The organism is Rhizobium sp. 862_C5_N1_2 (assembly GCF_051811205.1).
GTDB classification, from domain to species: domain Bacteria; phylum Pseudomonadota; class Alphaproteobacteria; order Rhizobiales; family Rhizobiaceae; genus Rhizobium; species Rhizobium leguminosarum.
The window spans coordinates 242,440-264,823 of record NZ_JBPWPT010000003.1 but is presented as its reverse complement, the minus strand read 5'-3'; the positions used below and the strand labels follow the sequence as shown (position 1 = coordinate 264,823).

At 61.0% G+C, this 22,384-nt stretch carries 19 protein-coding genes; 9 read left to right on the top strand and 10 right to left on the bottom strand.

What is annotated here, in order from left to right; translation table 11 throughout:
- Window positions 1–293: 293 nt before the first annotated feature.
- The 4 genes from traA to ACD590_RS31160 form a co-directional block, all read right to left on the bottom strand.
- A complete protein-coding gene (traA, locus tag ACD590_RS31175; RefSeq protein ID WP_439021043.1) occupies window positions 294–4,907 on the bottom strand; it encodes a Ti-type conjugative transfer relaxase TraA in 4,614 nt (1,537 codons plus the stop codon).
- Window positions 4,908–5,527: 620 nt separating this feature from the next.
- Window positions 5,528–5,692 carry a hypothetical protein gene (locus tag ACD590_RS31170; protein WP_018246446.1) on the bottom strand — a complete coding sequence of 55 codons (165 nt, stop codon included), beginning with the start codon at window positions 5,690–5,692 and terminating at the stop codon, window positions 5,528–5,530.
- Between the two features lie 352 nt (window positions 5,693–6,044).
- Window positions 6,045–6,212, bottom strand: coding sequence for a hypothetical protein (locus ACD590_RS31165; RefSeq protein WP_164903098.1), 168 nt, complete (start codon window positions 6,210–6,212; stop codon window positions 6,045–6,047).
- A 338-nt stretch (window positions 6,213–6,550) separates the two neighbouring features.
- On the bottom strand, window positions 6,551–6,874 hold the full coding sequence (locus ACD590_RS31160; protein WP_018246444.1) for a DUF736 domain-containing protein: 324 nt from the start codon (window positions 6,872–6,874) through the stop codon (window positions 6,551–6,553).
- A gap of 446 nt (window positions 6,875–7,320) precedes the next feature.
- Here ACD590_RS31160 and ACD590_RS31155 point away from each other — a divergent pair, with 446 nt between their 5' ends.
- Window positions 7,321–7,737, top strand: a complete 417-nt coding sequence (locus tag ACD590_RS31155) for a WGR domain-containing protein (protein ID WP_018246443.1) — start codon at window positions 7,321–7,323, stop codon at window positions 7,735–7,737.
- A 151-nt stretch (window positions 7,738–7,888) separates the two neighbouring features.
- The gene (locus ACD590_RS31150) at window positions 7,889–8,812 is read left to right on the top strand and encodes a nucleotidyltransferase and HEPN domain-containing protein (RefSeq protein ID WP_026188766.1); all 924 of its coding nucleotides are present in this window, start codon (window positions 7,889–7,891) and stop codon (window positions 8,810–8,812) included.
- Between the two features lie 250 nt (window positions 8,813–9,062).
- Here the strand turns inward: ACD590_RS31150 and ACD590_RS31145 are convergent, their stop codons facing one another.
- Complete coding sequence (locus ACD590_RS31145) at window positions 9,063–9,878, bottom strand: endonuclease/exonuclease/phosphatase family protein (RefSeq protein WP_026188765.1); 816 nt, start codon at window positions 9,876–9,878, stop codon at window positions 9,063–9,065.
- 93 nt (window positions 9,879–9,971) lie between these two features.
- Window positions 9,972–11,435, bottom strand: coding sequence for a phospholipase D-like domain-containing protein (locus ACD590_RS31140; protein WP_026188764.1), 1,464 nt, complete (start codon window positions 11,433–11,435; stop codon window positions 9,972–9,974).
- A gap of 212 nt (window positions 11,436–11,647) precedes the next feature.
- Here ACD590_RS31140 and ACD590_RS31135 point away from each other — a divergent pair, with 212 nt between their 5' ends.
- The 4 genes from ACD590_RS31135 to ACD590_RS31120 all read left to right on the top strand — a co-directional run bounded on the left by ACD590_RS31135 (window position 11,648) and on the right by ACD590_RS31120 (window position 16,110).
- Complete coding sequence (locus tag ACD590_RS31135; RefSeq protein ID WP_439004145.1) at window positions 11,648–12,289, top strand: UdgX family uracil-DNA binding protein; 642 nt, start codon at window positions 11,648–11,650, stop codon at window positions 12,287–12,289.
- Between the two features lie 143 nt (window positions 12,290–12,432).
- Window positions 12,433–12,687, top strand: a complete 255-nt coding sequence (locus ACD590_RS31130) for a DUF2934 domain-containing protein (RefSeq protein ID WP_026188763.1) — start codon at window positions 12,433–12,435, stop codon at window positions 12,685–12,687.
- A gap of 316 nt (window positions 12,688–13,003) precedes the next feature.
- Window positions 13,004–13,177 (top strand): hypothetical protein, encoded by a 174-nt coding sequence (locus tag ACD590_RS31125; RefSeq protein WP_003548963.1) that lies wholly within the window; start codon window positions 13,004–13,006, stop codon window positions 13,175–13,177.
- Between the two features lie 215 nt (window positions 13,178–13,392).
- The gene (locus ACD590_RS31120; RefSeq protein ID WP_018246439.1) at window positions 13,393–16,110 is read left to right on the top strand and encodes a hybrid sensor histidine kinase/response regulator; all 2,718 of its coding nucleotides are present in this window, start codon (window positions 13,393–13,395) and stop codon (window positions 16,108–16,110) included.
- 97 nt (window positions 16,111–16,207) lie between these two features.
- Here ACD590_RS31120 and ACD590_RS31115 read toward each other — a convergent pair whose 3' ends face one another.
- Entirely contained in the window at window positions 16,208–16,576 is a 369-nt protein-coding gene (locus ACD590_RS31115) for a hypothetical protein (protein ID WP_018246438.1), read from the bottom strand.
- Between the two features lie 163 nt (window positions 16,577–16,739).
- Between ACD590_RS31115 and ACD590_RS31110 the strand changes: the two genes are divergently transcribed.
- The 3 genes from ACD590_RS31110 to ACD590_RS31100 are packed head-to-tail and all read left to right on the top strand — an operon-like array spanning window position 16,740 to window position 18,136.
- A complete protein-coding gene (locus ACD590_RS31110; RefSeq protein WP_018246437.1) occupies window positions 16,740–17,054 on the top strand; it encodes a hypothetical protein in 315 nt (104 codons plus the stop codon).
- A 59-nt stretch (window positions 17,055–17,113) separates the two neighbouring features.
- Window positions 17,114–17,404, top strand: a complete 291-nt coding sequence (locus ACD590_RS31105) for a DUF3175 domain-containing protein (protein WP_026188762.1) — start codon at window positions 17,114–17,116, stop codon at window positions 17,402–17,404.
- A 6-nt stretch (window positions 17,405–17,410) separates the two neighbouring features.
- A complete protein-coding gene (locus ACD590_RS31100; protein ID WP_018246435.1) occupies window positions 17,411–18,136 on the top strand; it encodes a glutathione S-transferase in 726 nt (241 codons plus the stop codon).
- A 122-nt stretch (window positions 18,137–18,258) separates the two neighbouring features.
- On the opposite strand, the gene ligD is transcribed toward ACD590_RS31100, so the two are convergent.
- From ligD to glgX, 3 genes are read right to left on the bottom strand one after another with little or no spacing between them, the layout of a single operon-like run.
- A complete protein-coding gene (gene ligD / locus ACD590_RS31095) occupies window positions 18,259–19,137 on the bottom strand; it encodes a non-homologous end-joining DNA ligase (RefSeq protein ID WP_018246434.1) in 879 nt (292 codons plus the stop codon).
- Entirely contained in the window at window positions 19,134–20,141 is a 1,008-nt protein-coding gene (locus ACD590_RS31090) for a DNA topoisomerase IB (RefSeq protein WP_018246433.1), read from the bottom strand. The genes ligD and ACD590_RS31090 overlap by 4 nt, the downstream gene beginning before the upstream one ends.
- 8 nt (window positions 20,142–20,149) lie before the next feature.
- Window positions 20,150–22,306, bottom strand: coding sequence for a glycogen debranching protein GlgX (gene glgX / locus ACD590_RS31085; protein WP_018246432.1), 2,157 nt, complete (start codon window positions 22,304–22,306; stop codon window positions 20,150–20,152).
- Between the last annotated feature and the right edge of the window lie 78 nt (window positions 22,307–22,384).

Here is a 22,384-nt window from a genome sequence, read left to right as displayed (position 1 = left end):
GGATATTCGAGATCATATTGGCGGTTATCCGGCTGGTGACGTTTCAGCCGCCGAGTGCCGACGATTGACGACCCGTCTTTCTCCGTGATTTTCTGCGAAATCGAGAACCGAGGTAGCAGATCAAGCTGTTTACCGCCGCGCGTCCAGATTTACTCATCAATCGGACAATCTCCGCTTGTAGTTCAGGAGCGAATGCCCTTCTGAGGGCGCGACGCAATCTGACTGCCGTCGCGCCCTCAGAAGAACAGGCAAAAGAAGCAAGACTAAGCTTATGGAGCCTTCCTCGGTTGGTCTCAGAGTTCAATGCCACGGCCACGACTGACAGCCCGCTGGCGCCGTTCCGAGATGATCTGTTCGCTGCTTTCCATGCGCACCGTCCGCTGCAGGACCTTCAACCTGTCCTGCATCGCCTCGAAGGCGCTGCGCTGCGCTTGTGGCACACGGTTGATGAGATCCTTTTCGCCGCGAATGATGGCATTGCGACCAAAGCGCTCGTCGAGTGCCCGGCTGACGGCGGCGAACTCCCGGCGAATGCTGGGATCGAGAGGGGCAGCGGAAGCCGTCAGCTTGCGGTCGTTGTTCTTCGCCTCGGCAGTCAGTCGCAGGAGCACGTCTTCCGCCGCCGTCGACAGAGCAGGAATGGCAACCGCCATGCGCCGCCGCTCTTCGGCGATAGCCTGGCGTTCGGCATCGAGCACATTGACGTAGGCCGAACCGAGCGATCGCAAACGGGCGCCGGCTTCAGGCACGGCCTGCACCGCCTGTTTCCGCTCCCGGCCGGCGGCCAGCATCCGGTCCATCAGGCGATCGGAACCGCGCAATGCGCCATAGGCGGCCGGATCATTGGTCACCGCGGCCGCGATGCGCTCGCCAGCAAAGCCTTTCTGAAGCAGCTCTTCGATCTTGCCGACGGCGTCGACCGGATCGCGCCAGATCGCGCTTGCCACCGCCGCCAGCGCTGCTCGCTGCTGGCGATAGAGAGGATCTGAGAGCACACGCGAGCGCGCCTCCTCGTCGATCGCGGTCCTGAACTCGGTGACGGCGGCAAGCATGGGGACATTCTCCATCCCTTGATCGGCACTGGCACCGGCAACAATCTTCGAACGATCCCGCCGCTCGGCGAGATGCTGCTCGTCGGCAAAGCGCTTCACGGCCTTGAACAGCCGGGTCAGCTTCTCGCCTCTGATACTGGCGAGGTCCTCCGGCATACGCTCGACCATGTTGCGTTCGCCAACCGCGTCGGCCTTCGAGGTAAACGCGCTCCAGCCGAAGCGGGCGGTCAGCGCCTCGCTGACCGCCTTGACCTCCTGGACGATCGAGCGGTCTTTGGCGGCAAGCGCAAAGGCGGCCTTGTAGGCGTCGTCACCACCTTGCCTGCGCACCGCCTCGATCTCGGTAAGACGTGCCATCACCTTTTCGGAGAGCGCCGGGATCGGCAATGCCATATGGGCGCGGCGCTGTTGCTCGTGGCTTTCGAAGCGTTCGGCATTCCGGCGGAACTGGGTGGCATGGGCGCGGACGAGCGGCAGTAGGTCCATCAATGCCGTGAAAGCGACACCGCGCTGGTCGCGTGCCGCACGACCGTCGACGATCAGGTCGGAACCCCGCAGGCGGCCGAGCCGCTCGGGTGCTTTGGCAAGATCATCGGCAAGCCTGCGCGGATCGACGCTTGTATCCGATGAAAGCGCGTTCAAGGCGACAAGGGCTGCATCCGGGTCACGATAGATCGTCTCCAGCAGCGGCCGGAGGATGGCTTCCCGTTCCTTCCAGGCAGGAGACGAAAGTTGTGCCAGCCGCGCATCTTCCTCGGCACTCCTGGCAAAGCCTGTGGTGGGTGGGATCAGATATCGGCCGCTCGCAACATCCGCCTCCAAGACGGTTTGGGGTTCACGTTCCTCGTTGTAGGCGATGCGCCGTTCCCGCTCGATCGTGAAGCCGAGCGCAACGCTTGCCCGCTCCCACAGCTTCGCCAGCTGCTCGCGCCTCTCGGCAATCCCGGCCCACCGCCGGGAAAGGCTTTCTTCCGCCCCGGCTGCGGCAAGCGAAAGGTGATCGAGACCACGGCGGCGCGCGAAGTCGTCGGCATGGGCGCGATAACCGGCCTCGCTTTCAAAATCGAGCGTCGTCGTCTTGGCGCCGGAACGCGACAGGCGCTCTACCAGTTGCTTGAACACATCCGGTCGATGGCTTTCCCGCTCGATCCGTTGCTGACGCGCTTCGGCGGTTTCGATCCGCTTGGCGGTCCAGACGTTGCGGTCGACCTCTCTTTCCTCGAACCGCTTCTGGCCGGTTTGCTCGTCGACGATCGCAACCTTGATCGTCACCCGCTCGACGCCGTCCTTGCGCAGCGTGACGGTATCGCCTTCTGAGACGCCACCTTCCTCGAGCGCCTTCGGCAGGCTGACACCCCATAGACGATGGAGGGTGCCGTCATCTGTTCTGACATCGGCATAGGGGCTATCGTCGGCATCCTCGTCATTCGGCCGGAACTTGGCTTGTCCTGTTTCCACGAGCGCGCCGGTGACGCCGGCGGCATGATCGACATGCGGCTTTCGTCCCCATTCCGGCTTTGCTTCAAAATCGTCCTTCGCCGCATAGAGATCGACGCGGTCTCTGTGCCTCGTCATCGACACATAGGTCAGGTGCTGGTCCATCATGCCGGTGGCGAGCACGAAGGTTCGCTCGACCGTGGCGCCTTGAGACTTGTGAATGGTCGCGGCGTAGCCATGATCGACATTGCGATAGCTGCTCTCGCTGAAGACGACATCACGGCCACTGTCGAGACGGACCGAAAGCACTGCGTCGCCACGTTTGTCGCCGGTGGAAACGACCGTGCCGAGCATGCCATTCTTCACATGTTGCGGGCCGAGACGAGTTGCGCGCGGTTCAACGAAGCGGGCATTCTCCAGGAAGATGATGCGGTCACCGGCAGCAAATGCCCGCGCGCCGCGCTCGGTCTGGAAAGCGCGGTTCTCACCAAGTGCGCCCTCTCCCACCATCACCGATCGCAGCGCCTCGTTCAGATACTTGACGTCCTCGTTGGTGTGGGCGAGCACCAGCAGTTCGTCACCACGAAGACGACCGTCATTGCCTGCCGTGGTTGAGTTCTGGATTGCCTGTTTGCGCGCTTGGCTCCAATCGGCGACGATCCGATCGATCGTTTCCGCCCGTGTCCCTGCCTCGATCAGATGCCCCTGCTGGGCATAGGCATCGAGGCCTTTCCCGGTCTCGCCGCGCGCAAAAAGCCGCGACGCCTCGCGCGCCCATGGCTGGCGCTGGCGGCGCACACCGGCAAGTTCGGCAAAACCGATCCGCTCAGTGATCGCCCGGAACGCCGCGCCCGCCTGGATCGGCTGCAGCTGCATCGCGTCACCAACCAGCACGACCTTCACCTCGGCTTGCTCGGCGATGTCAAGCAGGCGGGCCATCTGCTGCGACGACACCATGCCGGCCTCGTCGATGACAAGCACATTGCCACGTTCGAGCAATTCGCGTCCGCTGGCCCAGGCGAGTTCCCAGGCGGCGAGTGTCCGCGACCTGATGCCGGAACTGTCTTCCAGCCCTTCGGCGGCTTTCCCGGCAAGGGCAGCACCGATCACCCGGCGACCATCGCTCTCCCAGGCAACGCGGGCGGCGGCAAGCAAGGTCGACTTGCCGGCGCCGGCAAGGCCGACCACGGCGGCGATACCTTTGTCGCGGGTGATATGGTGGATGGCATCCGCCTGTTCCGGATCGAGCCGGAAGGAGTTTTCCGGATCCTGCGTTTCGACCTGCCTGATCGCGGCTGCAACCACCCGATCGGAAACGGCAAAACCACGGCGCTCCGCCAAAACCCGCGCCGACCGCCCCATGTCATATTCGATGCGCAGCATCTCCCGCGTGGTGAAGACGGCAGGTTCGCTCGCCTTTCCCGTTTCGGCATCGATCTGCTGCGGCTTCAGCATGATGAGATCGTCCGATGCCATCAGTCGCGCGCGGATATTGGCGAAGTCCGCGGGATCGTCGACAGTGCGATGCAGCGCCTTGGCGATATCGCGCTCATCGAAGGTGGAGCGTTCATTGCTCAACTGCTTCAGCAGGAGCGCAGGATCGGCAAGCAGCCGGTCGGCCATCTTCTGGCGACGGGCAAGGTCGGCCGGAGCAAAATACATCTCCGCGTCCCTGCGGGAGAGTGCTGCCTTCTCCGGACCGAGATGTCTTTGCGCGATGCCATCAAGCCCCTGTTCGGCATAGGAGCGGCCATCGAGCCGGATCTCGTGACCGGCAAGCGCCAGGTGCCGGCTGGCCGTCTCCGCCCAGGCGATCTTCCACGCCTGCAAGGTTTCCTTGTCGCCAGCCCAGAGTTTGTAGACGACCTTGCCATTCGGGCGATCCGGCGTGACGACCCGCAGCGGCTTTCCGTCCTCGCCACAGACAGGAACCTTCTTTGGCCCGAACCCCTCCTCCGCCAGCGGCCTGAGCGTCGTCATCAGATGGATATGCGGATTGCCGTCCTTGTCGTGATAGACCCAATCGGCGACCATCCCTTTCGCAGTCAGATTGTCGAGCACGAACTCCCGCACCAGCGCGATGTTCTCAGCCCGCGTCAGCTCTTCCGGCAACGCGATGATCAACTCGCGCGCCAGCTGCGCGTCGGCGCGTTTCTCGAAAGCATCGACGGCATTCCACAGCGCTTCGCTCGCCTTGGCGACGGATTGACCAGAAATCGCCGACCGCAGCCAGGCCGGTATTTGGTCCGGAAGAGCCAGCTCCTCATGCACCAGTTCGGAAGCCCCGCCGCGATAGCTGAACGACGTACCGGCCTGTTCGTCCATCATCCGGGCGCGATGGCGATAGGCGGCGGCCGAGACGACGCTGCGTCCCGCGCCCCTGCCGATCACCTGTGCTCTGACGAACATGATCGCCACTGTCGTCTCCACCTCACCCGAGCACGTCGCGACAGCGACGTATATTGCGCCCTCAAACCAATCGGAACGCAGGGCCGATGCCGCTTTTGCCGCTGCAGGTTAAAGTATTTTACTACTTTATTCTAGTTAGTATGTTGGCTGGCATCGCTCATCGAAACAAAAGGAACAGTAGGATGGTGAGGTCTTCCATGGTCGGGTGAAGGCTTCTCGCGCCATCTAAGCTGGGGCAACCGAAACGGTCGAACGCGGGAAAGCGGGCGCGTCAGATTGCAGCGTCGACCGCTGATCGGGCCGCACGACTACCCAGTCGAAAACATTGGGTCGAGCAGATCATCACCCAGGATCATAGTCGATCGCTACGCATGAGCGGACTACGTCTGGCAAAAAGATACTGATGGTTTTGCGTGGGTCTAGCCGGAAGGCTAACTGCACCGGCAGTCGAGCACACCACGGTCTGGAGGGGAAGCGCCAGGAGTGGGGACGCTGCTTATGGCAGCTTGTCATCAACTGCTCCTCGGCCATAAACGACACGGGCGGCATCAACCGGCATTCCGGTTTGCTGCCGGATGCCCTTTGTTGACTTCGACGACGACGCCAGTGTCCGCGGTCAGCGTGGTGATTCAGTCGCCGCCGTTGACGCAATATTCATGCGTATCGAAATCGATCTCGAGACCGTCCAGCAGATTGATGCTGAAGCGCCTGATCTCTTTCTCGCCGGCTGGATGATCGTGAAGCTCTTGCGAAGCGGTTTCAGAGACGACGAGCCGAAGCAGCAAGCTTGGCATAGAGCATCAGGCTTAGATCGGTTGTCATAATGCGACATCCTTCGTTGATGGCGGAGATCGGCCACTCCGTTGCAGAGAGGGTCAAGGACCGCGGACGCGGCTCGCAAGCGGGAGAACCGATTTTTCTGAGAAGCGCAGCTGCGGAAAAATGCGGGAGCCCGGGCCGTCCTTGACGCCGGATTTGCTGGAGTAGAATAGGATGCCAGAGAGAGAGAAGAGACCCGCGTCCCTGAAGGGGACGCGACCCTATCCGGCGCGAGGTGGCGGGAGTGTCGAGGGGTGGAAACCCCTGACAGCCTGGCGGCCGGTCGATCTGGCCGGTCAGGCTCATGGACACGGCGATAAGCCTCCGTCAGAACGGAGGCTCGACGTCGATGCGGCCATCCTGTTCGGCCTCGATGATTTCCCGCTCGGCCAGTGCCAGTTCGAGTTCGCTCTCGATCTGCCGGCGCTCGACAGGATCGGCATTCCCGAGTTCGGCGCGCAGCAGCTCGATGACTTCGTCGATGCAAATGGTCATTGTCGTCTCCTTGACGTTGTGAAAGACGAGCGTCCCGGTCATGGCGGGATGGAGGGGTCAAGGATCGCGTCAGCGAGCGGCGGAGCCGGCGAGTGGGGGAGCCGATTTTGTCGGAGTGGAGGGAACCGCAGCGGAGGCAAAATTGGGGGAACCACGAAGTGCTTGAGGCCTTTATGCCGCCATGGCACCCTCGGATCGACTGAGCAGACTTTCCCTCTCCGTATGGCACCAGAATAGCCGTCAATGGGCTCGACGCCCTCGACGGCTCGAACAACAACAAGGCTCGCGGCAGAGACACGCTCGGAGCCGGCCCCGCTTTCGGGGCCGGCCTGTAGGCCTCAGGCGGGGTTGTTCCAGAGGATAACCTTCCGGTTCGGCTCGCCGCCGGGGGCTTGTGCGAGATTGCCGAAGATTACGCCGATCTCCGGAGCCTCCAGCTTGACCGAGAGGTATTCCTCGCCGGTCAGGCGAGCGATGCGGTTCCAGCCCGCTCCGATCTCGAAGCCGGTCTTACGGTGGATGATGAGGTAGTCGGGTGCTTCATCGTTCGCCTTGCTGGCGTTCGGGACGATGGCGATCGGGGCGTTGACCCGGATGGTGGCGAAGATGCCTTCGAGGGTGCCGTCGCTCTTTGCGGTGAGGGTTGCGATCGTGGTGGCCATGGTACTGTCTCCTTCGGTTGCTCGGGACCATTCCCGATGGCGCCCGAAGAAGGGGCCGAGCCGTAGGCGTCACCGGAGCGCCAGCGCAGGGGAACCCCTAGCGGGTTGACGCTGATGGCGGCCGGTCCCTTAGAAAGGCGGCATGGTGAACGGGAATAGTCCTGAACAGCGACCGTAAACGGAGACAGCAATCCATGGCTATCCGATTGCCGCCTCGTGCGGGAGCCCTGCCCCGGATGTCTACACGAGCTGGATGGGTCTTCCTTCCGCGTATCTGCGTCGGGCAGCAAGCCATCTCGCGCGCGACAGCCGGCTGCGATCAGTAAGATCGGTTCTCTCATCGCCAACTTCGGCAAGAGCTCTTCACCGGGTGTTGAAGAAACCGTCAGGCGGTAGCGTGCATCAAGAACATGAATCGATCCGCCACGACCGATTCAGGAAACTCGTTGGACGGCCAATTGGTGAGCGCGCATGATCCGATCATGGATACAACGGCTGACATTATGCTGCTCTATCGGATCGATCCGTCCCGAAATATGGCGCGTTTCTATCGTCTGGCGATCCAGCCGACGTTGCTCGGAGGCAGCTCTCTCGTGCGCAATTGGGGCCAGATCGGTACCGAAGGCCGGCCGATGGTGGAACTGTACGATACGCCCGAAGCGGCTGATACTGCCTTTGAGCGCGTGCTCGGCCGCAAGCTGCGTCGCGGCTATCGATATGACGGTGCAACATGCTTCGCCCAAGAAAATCTTCACCGCGAAAGGCGCGAAGACTGCTTCAGCAGATTTCGTAGAGCCGGCGACGCCGGCGGAATGGAGCCCCGGCCGGACGATATACGCCCAGTGGGCCCTGGAATTTCCTGAGAGTAAGCCAGGGCAGCCGCGGTGCCTTGGCGAACGTTAAGGGCGCGTTCGCAGGGTGGACCAAAGTGGACGTATTCCGACGCGAACCTAGGGTCGTACAATGTGAAATCTGCGGCTGGACGGTGCAGGATCTTTCGCCTATCGATTGCTCATGAAGTCGTCGCTCGATCATATGCCGCTTCGCAAGCAGCGAGAACTCGGCCGGGTTCTGGAAATCCTGCACGAGGAATTCGAGGACGCGTTGAAAGAGGGTACGGCCGACTTCAAGAAGCGCGGCAGGATCTTGAAGATCATCCTCTTCGGCTCCTACGCCAAGGGTGGATGGGTCGATGAACCCTTCACCATGAAGGGTTATCGCTCGGATTTCGATCTCTTGATCATCGTCAACAATCGCAAGCTCTGCGAGTTTGCCGAGTACTGGCACAAGGCGGCTGACCGGCTAATCCACGACAAGTCGATCGAAACGCCGGTGAGCTTCATCGTCCACTCCAGGCGGGAGGTGAACACCTATCTCAAGGAAGGGCAGTATTTCTTCTCCGACATCCGCAAGGAAGGTATCGTTCTCTACGAACTGGACGATGAGCAGCTTGCGGAACCCAAGCCACTTTCAATGGCGGATCGACTCCGTATTGCGAAAGAACATTATCAGGATCGGCTATCACTTTCGCGGTCTTTCCTAAAGATAGCGATATCTTGCGTTAGCGAAAAGGAACTCCGGGTTGCAGCATTCCAGCTCCATCAGGCGTTGGAACAAGCCTATTCCTGCGTCCTGCTAACCCTAACAAACTACGGCCCGCCTTCTCACAACATCAAATTCCTACGCTCCCTTGCCGAAGAACAGGATCGGCGATTGGCCGAAGCTTTTCCTCGCGATCAGCATCGTGAGCGCGCCTGGTTCAACACACTGAACGAGGCCTATGTGAAGGCGCGCTACTCCAAACATTACGAGATCAGTGAGGAGGCTCTTGGCTGGCTTGCAGAGAAAACCGCTTTGCTGCTTGAGCTGGTCAACACGGCGTGCGCCGAGCATCTGGAGACACTTGAGCGGATCAGTGGCAACGATGTCGAAACGTGAGTCGGCACTACGATTTCCCACGCTCGCCTTGGAGCCGGCTTTTCCCCTTCGGAGCCCTATCAGGGCTGAATAGTGGCGCGCACCGTGACCAAGCGAGGATTCTAATAAGCCTGGCTGAATTCATCCAACATGGCTGGTGTTTGGATCTTTGAAACGGTCGGAAGACCAGCCGAAGCCGGACAGGCAACGGGGCTAAGCTTATCACAGACCGGCGCAAGGTTATTGGAGTAGCACAAGTCTCCGACCGGCTTTAACCGCCCACCGGTTCCAGATCGACCAGTGCCTTGATCGGCAGGTGATCGGAGGCGATGCGCGCAAGCGGCGTATCATGCGCTTCCACCTGCGAGATAATCCCCTTGCGGTTGGCGATGATCCGGTCGAGCGCCAGAAGCGGCAGGCCGGCGGGGAAACTCGGGACAGCGGGCGGCAGCGGTCCGAAGGCGGATTGGAAGGTATTGAGCGAAGACCGGTCGCCGAGCCGCCATTCGTTGAGGTCGCCGAGCAGGATGGTCGGCATCTCGTGCCTGTCGTTGATGAGTTCGACCAGGGTGCGAGCCTGCTGGGCTCTGCTATGGCGCAGCAATCCGAAATGCGCGGCGATGATGCGCAGCACTCCGCCCTGCTCGAGCTCGATCTCGGCTACCAGCGCGCCGCGCGGCTCCAGTCCCGGCAGCTTGACCTGATGCACGTCATGCACCAGCCCCTTCTTGAAGAGCACGACATTGCCGTGCCAGCCGTGCGCCTTCGCCATGCCGGCGACCGGCACCGGGATCAGCCCCGTCTCCCGCTCCAACCGGCCGAGATCGAGAATGCCGGTGCGTTCGCCGAAGCGCGTATCAGCCTCCTGCAGCGCGATCACGTCGGCGCCGATTTCATGGATCACCCGGCTGGTGCGCTCCGGATCGAAGCGGCGGTCGGTGCCGATGCACTTATGCACGTTGTAGGAGGCGATGAGCGTTCCCGCACTGCGCGGCCTTGCCTCGGTATAGGCTGCGTCGAGCCGCTTTTTCCTGCTCCTGATCGAGGCGAGAATGGTGGCGGGAAGGCTGTCTTTTCTGGCGTGCATCGGCAGGCGCACTTGTTCCGTTGATCGAAAAGGCTTGTCTCAGCAGTATAGGCAGCCAAGTCGAACTTGCCACGTCCGATCACAAAAAATCCTTCAGAGATAGGGCGACCCTAGCCATAGCACCTTCTCTAGCAGCCGCACCGCGAAGGGTCGCGCCTGCAGCCCCTCAAGCGTCACCGGCGTTGCCGATCTCAAGGTTTCCTCGATATGCTCGTCGATCTCGCCGGCGAAGCCCTCGTTCAGCACTTCGAGATCGACCTCGAAATTCAGCCTCAGCGAACGCGGGTCGAGGTTGGAAGAGCCGACATAGGCCCAGGTGCCGTCGATCGTCAGCAGCTTCGAATGGCTGAAACTGCCGGTGGACCGCCAGATGCGGCAGTAGTTCTTGAGGATTTGATCGAATTGCCCCGTCATCGCCCGGTCGACCAGCACGAGGTTGTTGACCGCAGGCACGATGATATCGACTTCGACGCCGCGCCGCGCCGCTGTCACCAGCGCGCTGATGAGTTCGCGGTCCGGCAGGAAATAAGGCGACATGATGCGGATCGATTGGCGCGCCACGGAAAAGGCGCCCATCAGCATCTTGTGGTTGGTCTCGACGCTGCGGTCCGGGCCGGAGGCGACGACACGCATCAGGATGGGATCGCCGGGGCTGCGCTCTGGCGGTTCGATGTGCCAGGGCTCGTCGTTCAACAACTCCTGTGTGGAGAAGCGCCAGTCTTCGGCGGCGAGGTCGAAAAGGTCGGCAACGACAGGGCCGGTGACGCTGAAATGCGTGTCGTGGGCAAAGCTCTCGCCTGTTGCCTCCTCGCTGAAGCCCGCCCTGATGTTCATCCCGCCCGTCAGTGCAATTTTCCCGTCGACGATCAGGATCTTGCGGTGGGTGCGCAGATTGGCATAGGGCAGCCGCAAGCCCATGATGACGTTGCCGTTGAAGACGGCGACGGTGACGCCGCCTTCCCTGAGATGGCCGAGAATGCTCGGCACCGAATAACGCGCACCGACCGCGTCGATCAGCACCCGGACTTCCACACCCCGCCTGGCCGCCGCAATCAGCGCATCGGCGATGCGAAGACCGACAGCGTCACGGTCGAAAATATAGGTTTCGAGCAGAATGCTGCGTGTCGCCTCGTCGATGTTTGATTTCATCGCCGCATAGGCCTCGTCGCCGGTCTCCAGCACATCGATCGTATTGCCTGTCGTCAGCGGATTGCGCGTCACCCGGTCGCCCAGCGTCTGCAGCGCCGCAAAGCGGCGGCCGAACTGGCTGATCACCGTCTCGGCCTCGGCATCGAATGTCTCCAATTCGTCGAATTCGGCAGCAAGCAGCAGCGCGTCGCGCCGGACGCTCAGCGATTTGCGGCGAATGCGGTTGATGCCGGCAATTGCATAGAGCAGCGCACCGATGATCGGAGACAGAATGATGACGCCGACCCAGCCGATCGCCGCGCGCACCTCCTCCTTGGTCATGGCGGCATGGATCGCCGCCGCGGCCCCCATGGCGATCGAAACGACAAAGAGGATATGCGGCCAGTAGGTTGATAGGAGATAGAACATCGCAGGCGAATATAGCCGCGAAATGGCGACGTTCAATCACGCCGCCGCTCTCCCATGACGCGAAATTTCTTACCGTGATCATTTTGCCGGCCCGGGATCGATCGCGAAAAGTTCAGGAAGGGGCCTGCGATTTCGAAAGCGCGCGGCCCATTCCCGAACGGGAACAATGCCGGCACAGATGGATTGATCCCGAGGAGATGAGGATCGCCATCATGAACATCGCCGCAAGTGTCGGCCCTGCCTTGGCGCTCGAAGTCGCGGATGCCGCAAGCATTGCCGAACTCCGGCATCAGGCGGAAGGCTGCACCCGTTGTGATCTCTATAGGAATGCCACGCAAATCGTCTTCGGCGAAGGTTCTGTGAAAGCCGAGATCGTCCTCATCGGAGAGCAGCCGGGCGATCAGGAGGATCTGACCGGCAGGCCCTTCGTCGGTCCCGCCGGCCAACTGCTCGATCGCTGCCTGGAAGAGGCCGGTCTCGACCGGCAGCGCTGCTATGTCACCAATGCCGTCAAGCACTTCAAGTTCACGCCGCGCGGCAAACGGCGGCTGCATTCAAAACCGAATGCCGGCGAGATCAGGCGTTGCGCCTGGTGGCTCGGCGCCGAACTCAACATCCTGCAGCCGAAACTTATCGTGACGCTCGGCGCAAGCGCACTTTATGCGGTGCTCGGGCCAATGGCGAAGCTGACGCCGCAGCGCGGCCATATCCTGCATCCGACAAACCGTCCACCCGTTCTGGTCACCATCCACCCCTCCTATCTCTTGCGCATCCGCGACGAGGCGGAGCGGCGCCGGCAGCGCCGGGATTTCGTGTCAGATCTGCACAAGGCGGGGGAGTTTCGGCCCCAATGAAAGGTCGATTCTCAACCCTAATATGCTGCAACGCGAAATATTCGCGGGTGCAGCGCGATTTCGCTTGAAAGAGTTCCCCTCCTCTGGAACCATCCAAGCAGTATCGCGTTCGAACGACGGCATCATGTGACTGGAGATCAGCGATGGCAGAAACTCGGGAAGAGTGGATCAAAAAACGTGCATACGCCCTCTGGGAAGAAGAGGGCTATCCGACAGGGCGAGATTCCATCCATTGGGAACAGGCACGACACGAGCGCGACAGGCTCGAAGGTTCTGCTGCGTCTTCCGACGGCAAGGAAGTCAAGCCCAAGACGAAGCGCAGCGTGACGGGCAGCAAGACGAACGGCGTCGTGACACCGGCACCGAAACGGACTGCGAGCCGCAAGACGGCGTCCTGAACACCGAAATACCGAGCAGTCGAGAAAAAAGGGCGTCGTTGCGACGCCCTTTGGTCCCCGTTTGTCATATGCCTGAATTAGTTGTGCTTTATGCAATTTCAGAGGTGGGCTTCCATGCGGGGGTGAACAGAGGCCGGATGACGCTGCAAGCTTTGAGGCTTCCAAAAAAAGTTGAACCTTCGCCCGATAACCGGGAACAAGAAGTTACGATGACAGTTTATGGCGGGACGGGGAAGTTGCCATGAACGACGGTCAAACCGAAATCCTCTTTTTAGCCAGCAACCGCGCTTCGACTGCGATCGTGTGAGGGATGGAGATGTCGCTCCTCGTCATCGCCGCGCTGCTCTACCTCGGTCTCGCGCTCGGGTTCATCCTTGTCGTCGATAACCTCGTGGGACTGGTTTTCCGCGATCCGCGCGCGCCGGTGCAGTTGGTCTCCGTCTATATCGGCCGTGCCTTCGCCGCATCGCAGAAACTCTATCGAAAATAACAGCCCGCAGGCGCCGTCCGTAGACGGCTAAAAGTGTTGAACGCCCTGGAGCATCGAGCTTTGCGCGTGCGAAAGGACGCACAAAGCTCTGGGTTAAGGATATTTCGACCGCGCCCTTTCCCTGCTATCGGAAGCCTCTATGTTGACGGTTTGGAAGGGCTGAACCCGAGGTGGCCAACACTCCGGCGCAGCGGACGACAAGGAAGCGATTTTGAATGGGAAGCGTCGGGAACGGCTGGCCGAGAGGCGGCGGCGAAATCGGCGAATTGTTACGGCATCCGGCTTTCCACGCCGTCGGTCTCGGTCCGGTCGAAAGCTGGCCCGCTTCCCTCAAACATATCGCCGAAATGGTGTTGAATTCCCGCCAGCCCAAATTCGTAGCCTGGGGTCCGGATCTCGCCTTTCTCTACAATGACGCCTACGTGCCTGTTTTCCCGCAGCGCCATCCCGACGCACTCGGAAGACCTTTCCGCGAGGTCTGGGCGGATATTTGGGAACAGTTCTCGCCGATCGTCGCCAGCACGCTCGACGGCAGTTCGCAGCTGTTCAAAGAGCTGCTCATCCCGATGCGCCGCGACGGCCGCACCGAGGACACCTGGTTCACCTTCTCATACACGCCGCTGCGCGACGATGACGGCACAGTTGCCGGCATCCTCTGTGCGGCCCTTGATGTCACCGACCAGGTATCGGCCAAGCGCGGCGAAGAGACGGCGCTGGAAGAGCTGCGCGTGAAATCGGAGGCGCTTGCGGTCGTCAACCGGGCGGGAGCCGCCATCACCGCCGAGCCCAGTGTCGAACGCCTTACCCAGATTGTCGTCGATGCCGGCGTGACGCTGACCGGCGCGGAATTCGGCGCCTTCTTCTACAATGTCGACGATGGCGAGGGCGGCAGCTATATGCTCTATGCGCTATCCGGTGTCGATCGGAAGAACTTCGAGAAATTCCCGATGCCGCGCAACACCAAGGTCTTCGCGCCGACCTTCGACGGCGAAGGCATCGTGCGCTCCGACGACATCCTGCTCGACCCGCGCTACGGGCAGAATGCGCCACATACAGGCATGCCCAAGGGGCATCTGCCGGTCAGGAGCTATCTTGCCGTGCCGGTGAAATCACGCGACGGCAGCGTCATCGGCGGCTTGTTCTTCGGCCACGGCCAGCCCGGCCATTTTTCCCAAGCGGCCGAGTCGAGCCTCGTCAGCCTCGCCGGCCAATCAGCCGTCGCGATCGACAATATCCGGCTCTTCCGTGCTGCCAAAGTCGAAATCGACCAGCGCCGCGGCATGGAAGATCAGCTGCGGAAACTCAATGAAATGCTCGAGGTCCGCGTCGCGGCCGAGATTGCCGAGCGTCAGCAGGCCGAAGCAGCACTCCAGCAATCGCAGAAGATGGAATCGATCGGCAAGCTTACCGGCGGCGTCGCCCATGATTTCAACAATCTGCTGCAAGTGATCTCAGGCAACCTGCAGCTTCTCGGCAAGGACGTGGCAGAGAGCGGCCGGGCCAAGGAACGCATTTCCAACGCGCTTGCCGCCGTCGAACGCGGATCGCGGCTGGCAAGCCAACTGCTCGCCTTCGGCCGTCGCCAACCGTTGGAACCGAAGGTCGTCAATATCGGCCGTCTCGTCACCGGCATGGACGACATGCTGCGCCGCGCGCTCGGCGAGGAGATCGAAGTTGAGACCATGGTTTCCGGCGGTCTCTGGAACAGCTTTGCCGATCCCACCCAGATCGAGAACGCCCTGCTCAACCTTGCGATCAACTCCCGCGACGCGATGGATGGCGCCGGCAAGCTGACGATCGAGGTCGGCAACGCCTTCCTCGACGATTCCTACAGCCGCACCCATCCCGAAGTCACCGCCGGCCAATATGTCGTGCTGGCGGTCACCGATACCGGTTCCGGCATGATGCAGGAGGTAATAGAACAGGCATTCGAGCCCTTCTTCTCGACCAAGCCGGAAGGCAAGGGTACCGGTCTTGGCCTGTCGATGGTCTATGGCTTCGTCAAGCAGTCCGGCGGCCACGTGAAGATCTACAGCGAGATCGGCGAAGGCACGACCGTCAAGCTCTATCTGCCCCGCTCGTTCCAGAGCGAGGATCGCATCACCAATGTCGACAGTGTGCCGGCAACCGGGGGCACGGAAACCATCCTCGTCGCCGAGGATGACGAGGGTGTGCGCACGACTGTCATCGAGATGCTGACGGATCTCGGCTATCACGTGCTGAAGGCAAAGGATGCGCAAAGCGCGCTCACCGTTATCGAAAGCGGCGCCCATATCGACCTGCTCTTTACCGATGTCGTCATGCCCGGCCCATTGAGAAGCCCGGAGCTTGCGCGCATGGCGCGCGAGCGCCTGCCTGATATCGCCGTGCTCTACACATCGGGCTATACCGAAAATTCGATCGTCCATGGCGGCAGGCTCGATCCTGGTCTGGAACTGCTCTCCAAGCCCTATACGCGCGAGGAACTCGCCCGCAAGATCCGCCACGTGCTTGCCAGCCGGACGCAACGCCGCCAGGGGGTGAGCGATGCCGCAGCGCCCGTTCCCAAACCTCCCGATATCACCGGTGAAAAGTTGAAGCTGCTGCTTGTGGAAGACGACGCCTTCATCCGCATGGATACTGCCGAGATTCTCCAGGATCTCGGTTATGACGTCATCGAGGCTGATAGCGGCGAACGGGGCGTGGAAATCCTCGGACACACCATCGTCGACATCATCGTCGCCGATGTCAGCCTGCCCGGCATGTCGGGTCCGGTCTTTGCCGCCAAGGCGCGCGAGGCCTTTCCATCGGTCGGCCTGGTGTTTGCGACCGGCCACAGCAGCCTGCCGGATGCAAGCCGCCTGTCCGGCTCGGTGCTGCTGTCAAAACCGTTCAGCAGCACCGCGCTCGAACGGGCGGTAAAGACCGCCGTCCAGCAACGGCCTGTTGGCTAGAGCAATTCCAGCAAGAGTGCGCAGCGGTTTTGCGTCCGGAATTGCGTGGAAACAAGAGATAGAGCATTTCCGTGATTCGGAGAAAAACGGAAATGCGCTAGCCGTCGAACTCGGGATATTTGCGCATCAGATCCACCTCGCTGGTGCAGCTGTCGTCGCGCGCCGCCAGTTCGATCGAGATCGTGTCGGCAGGATCGAGCCGGCCATCATCGTGATGACTGTCATCATCGTGATGATTGCCATCATCGTGATAGACGGGAATGCGCGCACCGCTCTGGCTGACCAGCACGGCATCCCGCTCGAAACCCCTCTGCAGCAGCCAGTCGCGCGGCGCCATCAGGCGGATGCCAACCTCGTAGGAGTGCCCCTTCCCTTGCTTGAGGCTGACGGTATAGGTGACCGGCGACACCTGGCCGTTCACGTCGATCGCGCCGTTTCCATCGGCTTTGACGATGTGTTTTTCCATGTTCTCGGCTCCTTCTCATGTGCAGCGCATGCAGGCTTCTCCCCTTCGAAACCTGATAAAATCGGCTTTTGTTCCCGAATCCAGGGCTTGCCAGCCATGCCCGCGGCCGGAACTTTTGGGCGCCGTACCGGTTCAATCCCTTTGAAAACCAGAGGAGGCTGAGATGCCGAAAGGTGACAAATCCGACTATACCGACAAGCAGAAGCGCAAAGCCGAGCACATCGAGGAAAGCTATGAAGAGCGCGGCGTCTCCGTCAAGGAGGCCGAACGGCGTGCCTGGGCGACCGTCAACAAGGAAAGCGGCGGCGGCAATAAATCCGGTTCCGGCCGCGGCAAGAAGGACACGCATGAATCCTCCGAAAAGGGCGGCCGCATCGGCGGCGCGGCGTCCGCCGCACGCTCGAAGGAGGAGCGGTCCGCCTCTGCGAAGAAGGCCGCTGCGACGCGCAAGCGCAACGAACACCATACTCACCACTGATTGGAAATAGGACAGGCGGTGACTTGCTGCCCACCGCATCCGGCAAAAGGATTTTCGACATGGCCAAATCGAACAAGAAATGGTCGCAGGACGTTACCGAACACAGCGATGCGATGGACCTGAAGGAAGGCGTGTTCAAATCGGACGATCCGAAGAAGATTGCCCGTTCCGTCAAGCACTCCGCCGAAGAGAGCGCTCGCCGCAAGTCGAGCCCTTATCGCGCCGCCATGTCGATGCTGACCTTCTACATCAACCGCGCTGGCGACCAACTGACGAAAAAGCGACGCGGCACTCTTGAAAAAGCCAAGGACGAATTGCGAAAAGACTTCGGTCGTCAACCGAAGGATTGAGCAGCCATGGCATACGAGCTTTATTATTGGGACGGCATTCAAGGTCGCGGCGAATTCGTACGGTTGGCGCTGGAAGAAGCCGGCGCCGACTATATCGATATCACCCGCCAGCCCGGGCGTGGTACCAGCGCCATGATCGACGTCATGGAGAGTGAAAGCGAACCGCATATTCCTTTTGCACCACCCTTCCTGAAGGACGGCGACCTCATCATCCCGCATGTCGCCAACATCCTGTTTTACCTCGGTCCGAAGCTCCGCCTTGCGCCTGAGGAATATGGTCTTCGCCATGTCGTGAACGGCCTGCAGTTGACCGTCACCGATTTCGTCGCCGAAGTGCACGATACGCACCATCCGATCGACACGTCGCTCTATTACGAGGACCAGAAGCCGGAGGCAAAAGCCCGCTCAGCCGCCTTCATCCGCGAACGCATTCCGAAATTCCTCGGCTATTTCGAGCGTGTGCTGCGGCAGAACCCGAAGGGTCGCAATCATATAGTCGGCGATGCGCTGACCTATGTCGACCTCTCGCTCTTCCAGGTGATCGAGGGGCTGACCTATGCCTTTCCGAAAGCCATGGCAAACCGCAAGGCGGAATATCCCGCGCTGCTGGCTCTGCATGATGCGGTGGCGAAACGTCCGAACATTGCCCGCTATCTCGCCTCCCCCCGCCGCCTCGCCTTCAACGAGGAAGGGATTTTCAGGCATTATCCTGAGCTGGACAGTGTGGGATGAGGCAAGAGCAATTCCAGGAAAAGTGCGAAGCGGTTTTCCCAGGCAAAGCGCGAAGCGGTTTTCCCAGGCAAAGCGCGAAGCGGTTTTGCCGGGAATTGCGTAAAGCAAAAGGATAGAGCCGTTCATTCCAGTGGCACGGCCGCATCAAAGAAATTTCCCCACGGGTCCTTCGGCCGGGTCTCCAGCCGATGCGGCACGTTGCCGAGTGTAAAAGCGGCCGGACCGCTGACCTCGTCCAAATCGGGCCAATCGAGCGGCATCGAAACCGGCGCACCCGGTCGTGCCCGCGTCGAATAGGCCGCGACCGCCGTGTTGCCGCGGCCGTTGCGGAGATAGTCGATGTAGATATGCCCGCCGCGTTTTGCCTTCGTCGCGGTTGCCAGATATTTCTCCGGCGCATCGGCCGACATGCTTTCGGCCAGCGAATGGGCGAAATCCTTCACCTCCGCCCAGCCGGCCTTCGGCGAAAGCGGTGTCACCACATGCAGCCCCTTGCCGCCTGATGTCTTGACGAAGGCCGCCAGGCCACGGGCTTCCAGCCGCGCCTTCAATTCAATCGCTGCTGTTATGACAGCGCTCCAGGCTACGTCCTCGCCAGGATCGAGGTCCATGGTGATCATATCGGGTTTTTCCCAATTGTCGGTCGTTACACCCCAGGGATGAATTTCGAGCACGGCCGATTGCACCAGCGCCACGAGACCGTTGAAATCGGCGATGCGCAGCAGCTTTTCGCCGTCCGCATCCTGCGGGTCGGCGATCTCCTCGATATGCGGATTCATGCCCTTCCAGGCATGTTTTTGGAAGAACCGCTGTTGGCTTTTTATCCCGTCCGGCAGACGCAGCAATGCCAACGGCCGATTGACGACATAAGGCACCATGAATGGCCAGACCGCCGCGTAATAATCCGCCAGCGCCTGCTTGGTCACGCCCTCATCCGGCCAATAGAGCCGGTCGGGATGGGTCAGCGATACATCTGCTGCCGGCGGATTTCTGGGGCTCATTCTTCGATCTCGCTTGTGAGGAAATCAAGTAGCCTGTTTTCCTCGGCCCGCAAGCCCCGCAGCGGCTCGTTGCCATTCTCGATCAGCGGATGATCGTTGCTGGCGAGCGCGATGATCGCGGGATGGATATAGCTCGAGCGCGAGATCGCAGGTGTGTTGTGCAGCGCCTCGGCGGCGGCTTCCGACATCTGCTTTACCGTCGGCCGGCCGCCGCCGACAATCGTCTCGCGCGCCGCTCCGAAGGCCGCCAGCGATCCGGCCCAGGTGCGGAAGGTCTTCGCCGAAATGGGAATCCCCGATATCTCGGCCAGATAGGCGTTCAACCGGCCGGAATCGATTGGCTTCAGCGCGCCGCTTTCATCCTTCCAGACGAAGAGCTGGCGGCCGGGCAGGTCCGCTATCTCCTCCAGGATCTTCTGCAGCCTGGGATGTTTGAGACTGCGCTGGACACGCTTGCCACCCTTGGCGCGGAATTTCAGCTCTATCTGCCCGTCGACGATCTTCAGGTGGCGCTTCAGCAGCGTCGTTGCACCATAGGTGCCGTTCTCCCTGACATAGGCCTGGTTGCCGACGCGCAAATGCGCCTCGTCAAGCAGGGTCGTCAAAGCCGCAAGCACGCCGTTAACATCCTCCGCGCCGGTGTCGAGATGGCGCAACACGGTGCGGCGTATCCGAGGCAGGGCTCGGCCGAACTCGATCAGCTGATGGAATTTTCCCGCACTTCGGAAGGATTGCCATTCCTTGTGGTAGCGGTATTGCTTGCGTCCGCGCGCATCGAAGCCTGTCGCCTGCAGATGGCCGTTCTCGTAGAGGCAGATCCAGACATTTTCATAGGCCGGCGGCAGACCGAGCGCGCCGATGCGCGCCCGCTGCAATTCGTCGGCAAGCGTCGTGCCGTCGGGCATCACGTAGCTGAAGCCCTTGCCCTTCCTTCGTCTGCGGATGCCTGGTTCAGTATCGCTGACATAGACGAGACCAAGGTCGGTGATGGCTTCGGCATTCATGGTCTCTTCTACTTGCTCCTGCGGCCGAACTGGAACCAGCGGCGGCGCTCGGCTTTTGTCGCGCCCTTCGGCGGCTCGGTCTGTCCCTTCGGTGCAAAGACCGCCACGCTCTGGGCATAGACGATGACCGGGTTCTCCGGCTCGTGCACCTCGAAGGCATCCGTCTCCGTCCCCGTGTCGAGAACCCTCGACCACTGCTTCAGCCCATTCACGACAGGCAGGTGCACCTCGCAATCGCCGCCGGCATTGAAGATGAGGAAGAGGTCGTCCATCGTCTCGGTGTCTGGGGCATTCACGCTCCTCGAGACATAGACCCCGAGCACCTGCAATCCGTCGTCGTTCCAGGCCCCATCGTCCATGAAACTGCCATCCGGCTTGTACCAGGCGATCTCGATGCGGCCGTCCTCGGCAGTCTCGCCGGTCAGGAACCGCTCTTGCCGCAGGACGGGATGGGCTTTGCGGAATGCGACGGCCTGCCGGCAGAAATCGAGGAAGGGGTCGTCGAGCCCCGACCAATCCGTCCAGCCGATCTCGTTATCCTGGCAATAGGCGTTGTTATTGCCGCCCTGGCTGTTGCCCACCTCGTCACCGGCAAGGATCATCGGAACGCCCTGGGAGAGCATCAGCGTCGCCATCATGTTGCGCCGCCGCCGTGCCCGAAGGCTGTTGATGTCCTCGTTATCCGTCACACCTTCGGCACCCATATTGTCCGAATGATTGTCCGAATGTCCGTCCCTGTTATCCTCGCCGTTCGCGTCATTGTGCTTGTCGTTGAAGGAAACCGTGTCCATCAGGGTGAAGCCGTCATGGGCCGACAGCAGATTGATCGATGAGGTCGCGCCGCGATCCGAGTGGTTGAACTGTACCGCCGAGCCGGTGATGCGCTGCGAGATCTCCGACACCATGCCGCCGTCGCCCTTCCAAAAGCGGCGCACGTCGTCGCGAAACTTGTCGTTCCACTCGCGGAAGGGATGGGGAAAACCGCCAACCTGATAGCCGCCATCGCCCACGTCCCAGGGCTCGGCGATCAGCTTGACACCGGCGAGGATCGGATCCTGGCGGATGGCGCCGAAGAACAGGCCCTGCCGGTCGAATTCCATATCCTGGCGGCCGAGTGTGCTGGCAAGGTCGAAACGAAAGCCGTCGATATGCATTACGCCGACCCAATAGCGCAGGCTGTCGAGCACCATACGCATCACCATAGGATTGGCAGCATTCAGCGTATTGCCGGTGCCCGTCGTATCGAAGGTGTGACGTGGATCATCAGGGGAGAGGATGTAATAGCTGGCATTATCCAGCCCACGGAAGGAGAGCGTCGGGCCTTTCTCGCTGCCTTCGGCGGTGTGATTGTAGACCACGTCCATGATGACTTCGATGCCGGCGGCATGGAACTTCTTCACCATGGTCTTGATCTCGGTGATCTTGTCGCCGGACATGTAGCGCGATTGTGGCGCGAAGAAGCCGAGCGTCTGGTAACCCCAATAATTGCGTAGGTTGTTTTCCAGGAGATAGCGATCGTCGAGGAAATATTGGATGGGCAGAAGCTCGATCGCCGAAATGCCGAGCTTGACGAGATGGTCGATGATCGGATCGCTGCACATGCCGAGAAAGGTGCCGCGCAGCCGGTCTGGCACCTTCGGATGCGTCATCGTCAGGCCGCGCACATGCGCCTCATAGATGATCGTATCCGGCCAGGGACGGCGGATCGCCTCTTCACCCGCCCAATCGAAATCCGGATCCTGCACCACGCCCTTGACTGTAAAGGGCGCACTGTCGCGCTCGTCGAAGGAAAGATCGTCTTCGCCGATCTGATAACCGAACAGCGCGTCATCCCATGTCAGCTCGCCGGTGACCTGTTTGGCATAGGGGTCGAGCAGCAGCTTGTTCGCATTGAAGCGATGGCCGGCGTTGGGATCATAGGGACCGTGAGCGCGATAGCCGTAGACGGTGCCTGGTCCCACGCCGGCGATATAGCCGGACCAGATATCGCCTTCGCGCTTCGGCAGCGGCAATCGCGCCACCTCCTTCTTGCCATCAGGCGAGAAGAGGCAGAGCTCAATCTGTTCTGCATGCGCTGAGAATACCGCGAAATGAGTGCCCGAACCCGTATATTCCGCCCCGAGCTCCGGCTTGAGGAAGTCGAGTTCCGAAAATGAATAGCTCATAATGCCCCGCTCGATAAAAAGACCATGCGGGAAACGTAACGGCGGCTCGAAAGTTCCCTTGGCTCGCAAGGGAAGATC

Coding starts and splice junctions, on each gene's coding strand:
- ACD590_RS31170 (WP_018246446.1), bottom strand. CDS start 5,692: ATGCCAAGCTTGCTGCTTCGGCTCGTCGTCTCTGAAACCGCTTCGCAA.
- ACD590_RS31165 (WP_164903098.1), bottom strand. CDS start 6,212: ATGACCATTTGCATCGACGAAGTCATCGAGCTGCTGCGCGCCGAACTC.
- ACD590_RS31160 (WP_018246444.1), bottom strand. CDS start 6,874: ATGGCCACCACGATCGCAACCCTCACCGCAAAGAGCGACGGCACCCTC.
- ACD590_RS31150 (WP_026188766.1), top strand. CDS start 7,889: ATGAAGTCGTCGCTCGATCATATGCCGCTTCGCAAGCAGCGAGAACTC.
- ACD590_RS31145 (WP_026188765.1), bottom strand. CDS start 9,878: ATGCACGCCAGAAAAGACAGCCTTCCCGCCACCATTCTCGCCTCGATC.
- ACD590_RS31140 (WP_026188764.1), bottom strand. CDS start 11,435: ATGTTCTATCTCCTATCAACCTACTGGCCGCATATCCTCTTTGTCGTT.
- ACD590_RS31135 (WP_439004145.1), top strand. CDS start 11,648: ATGAACATCGCCGCAAGTGTCGGCCCTGCCTTGGCGCTCGAAGTCGCG.
- ACD590_RS31130 (WP_026188763.1), top strand. CDS start 12,433: ATGGCAGAAACTCGGGAAGAGTGGATCAAAAAACGTGCATACGCCCTC.
- ACD590_RS31125 (WP_003548963.1), top strand. CDS start 13,004: ATGTCGCTCCTCGTCATCGCCGCGCTGCTCTACCTCGGTCTCGCGCTC.
- ACD590_RS31120 (WP_018246439.1), top strand. CDS start 13,393: ATGGGAAGCGTCGGGAACGGCTGGCCGAGAGGCGGCGGCGAAATCGGC.
- ACD590_RS31115 (WP_018246438.1), bottom strand. CDS start 16,576: ATGGAAAAACACATCGTCAAAGCCGATGGAAACGGCGCGATCGACGTG.
- ACD590_RS31110 (WP_018246437.1), top strand. CDS start 16,740: ATGCCGAAAGGTGACAAATCCGACTATACCGACAAGCAGAAGCGCAAA.
- ACD590_RS31105 (WP_026188762.1), top strand. CDS start 17,114: ATGGCCAAATCGAACAAGAAATGGTCGCAGGACGTTACCGAACACAGC.
- ACD590_RS31100 (WP_018246435.1), top strand. CDS start 17,411: ATGGCATACGAGCTTTATTATTGGGACGGCATTCAAGGTCGCGGCGAA.
- ligD (WP_018246434.1), bottom strand. CDS start 19,137: ATGAGCCCCAGAAATCCGCCGGCAGCAGATGTATCGCTGACCCATCCC.
- ACD590_RS31090 (WP_018246433.1), bottom strand. CDS start 20,141: ATGAATGCCGAAGCCATCACCGACCTTGGTCTCGTCTATGTCAGCGAT.
- glgX (WP_018246432.1), bottom strand. CDS start 22,306: ATGAGCTATTCATTTTCGGAACTCGACTTCCTCAAGCCGGAGCTCGGG.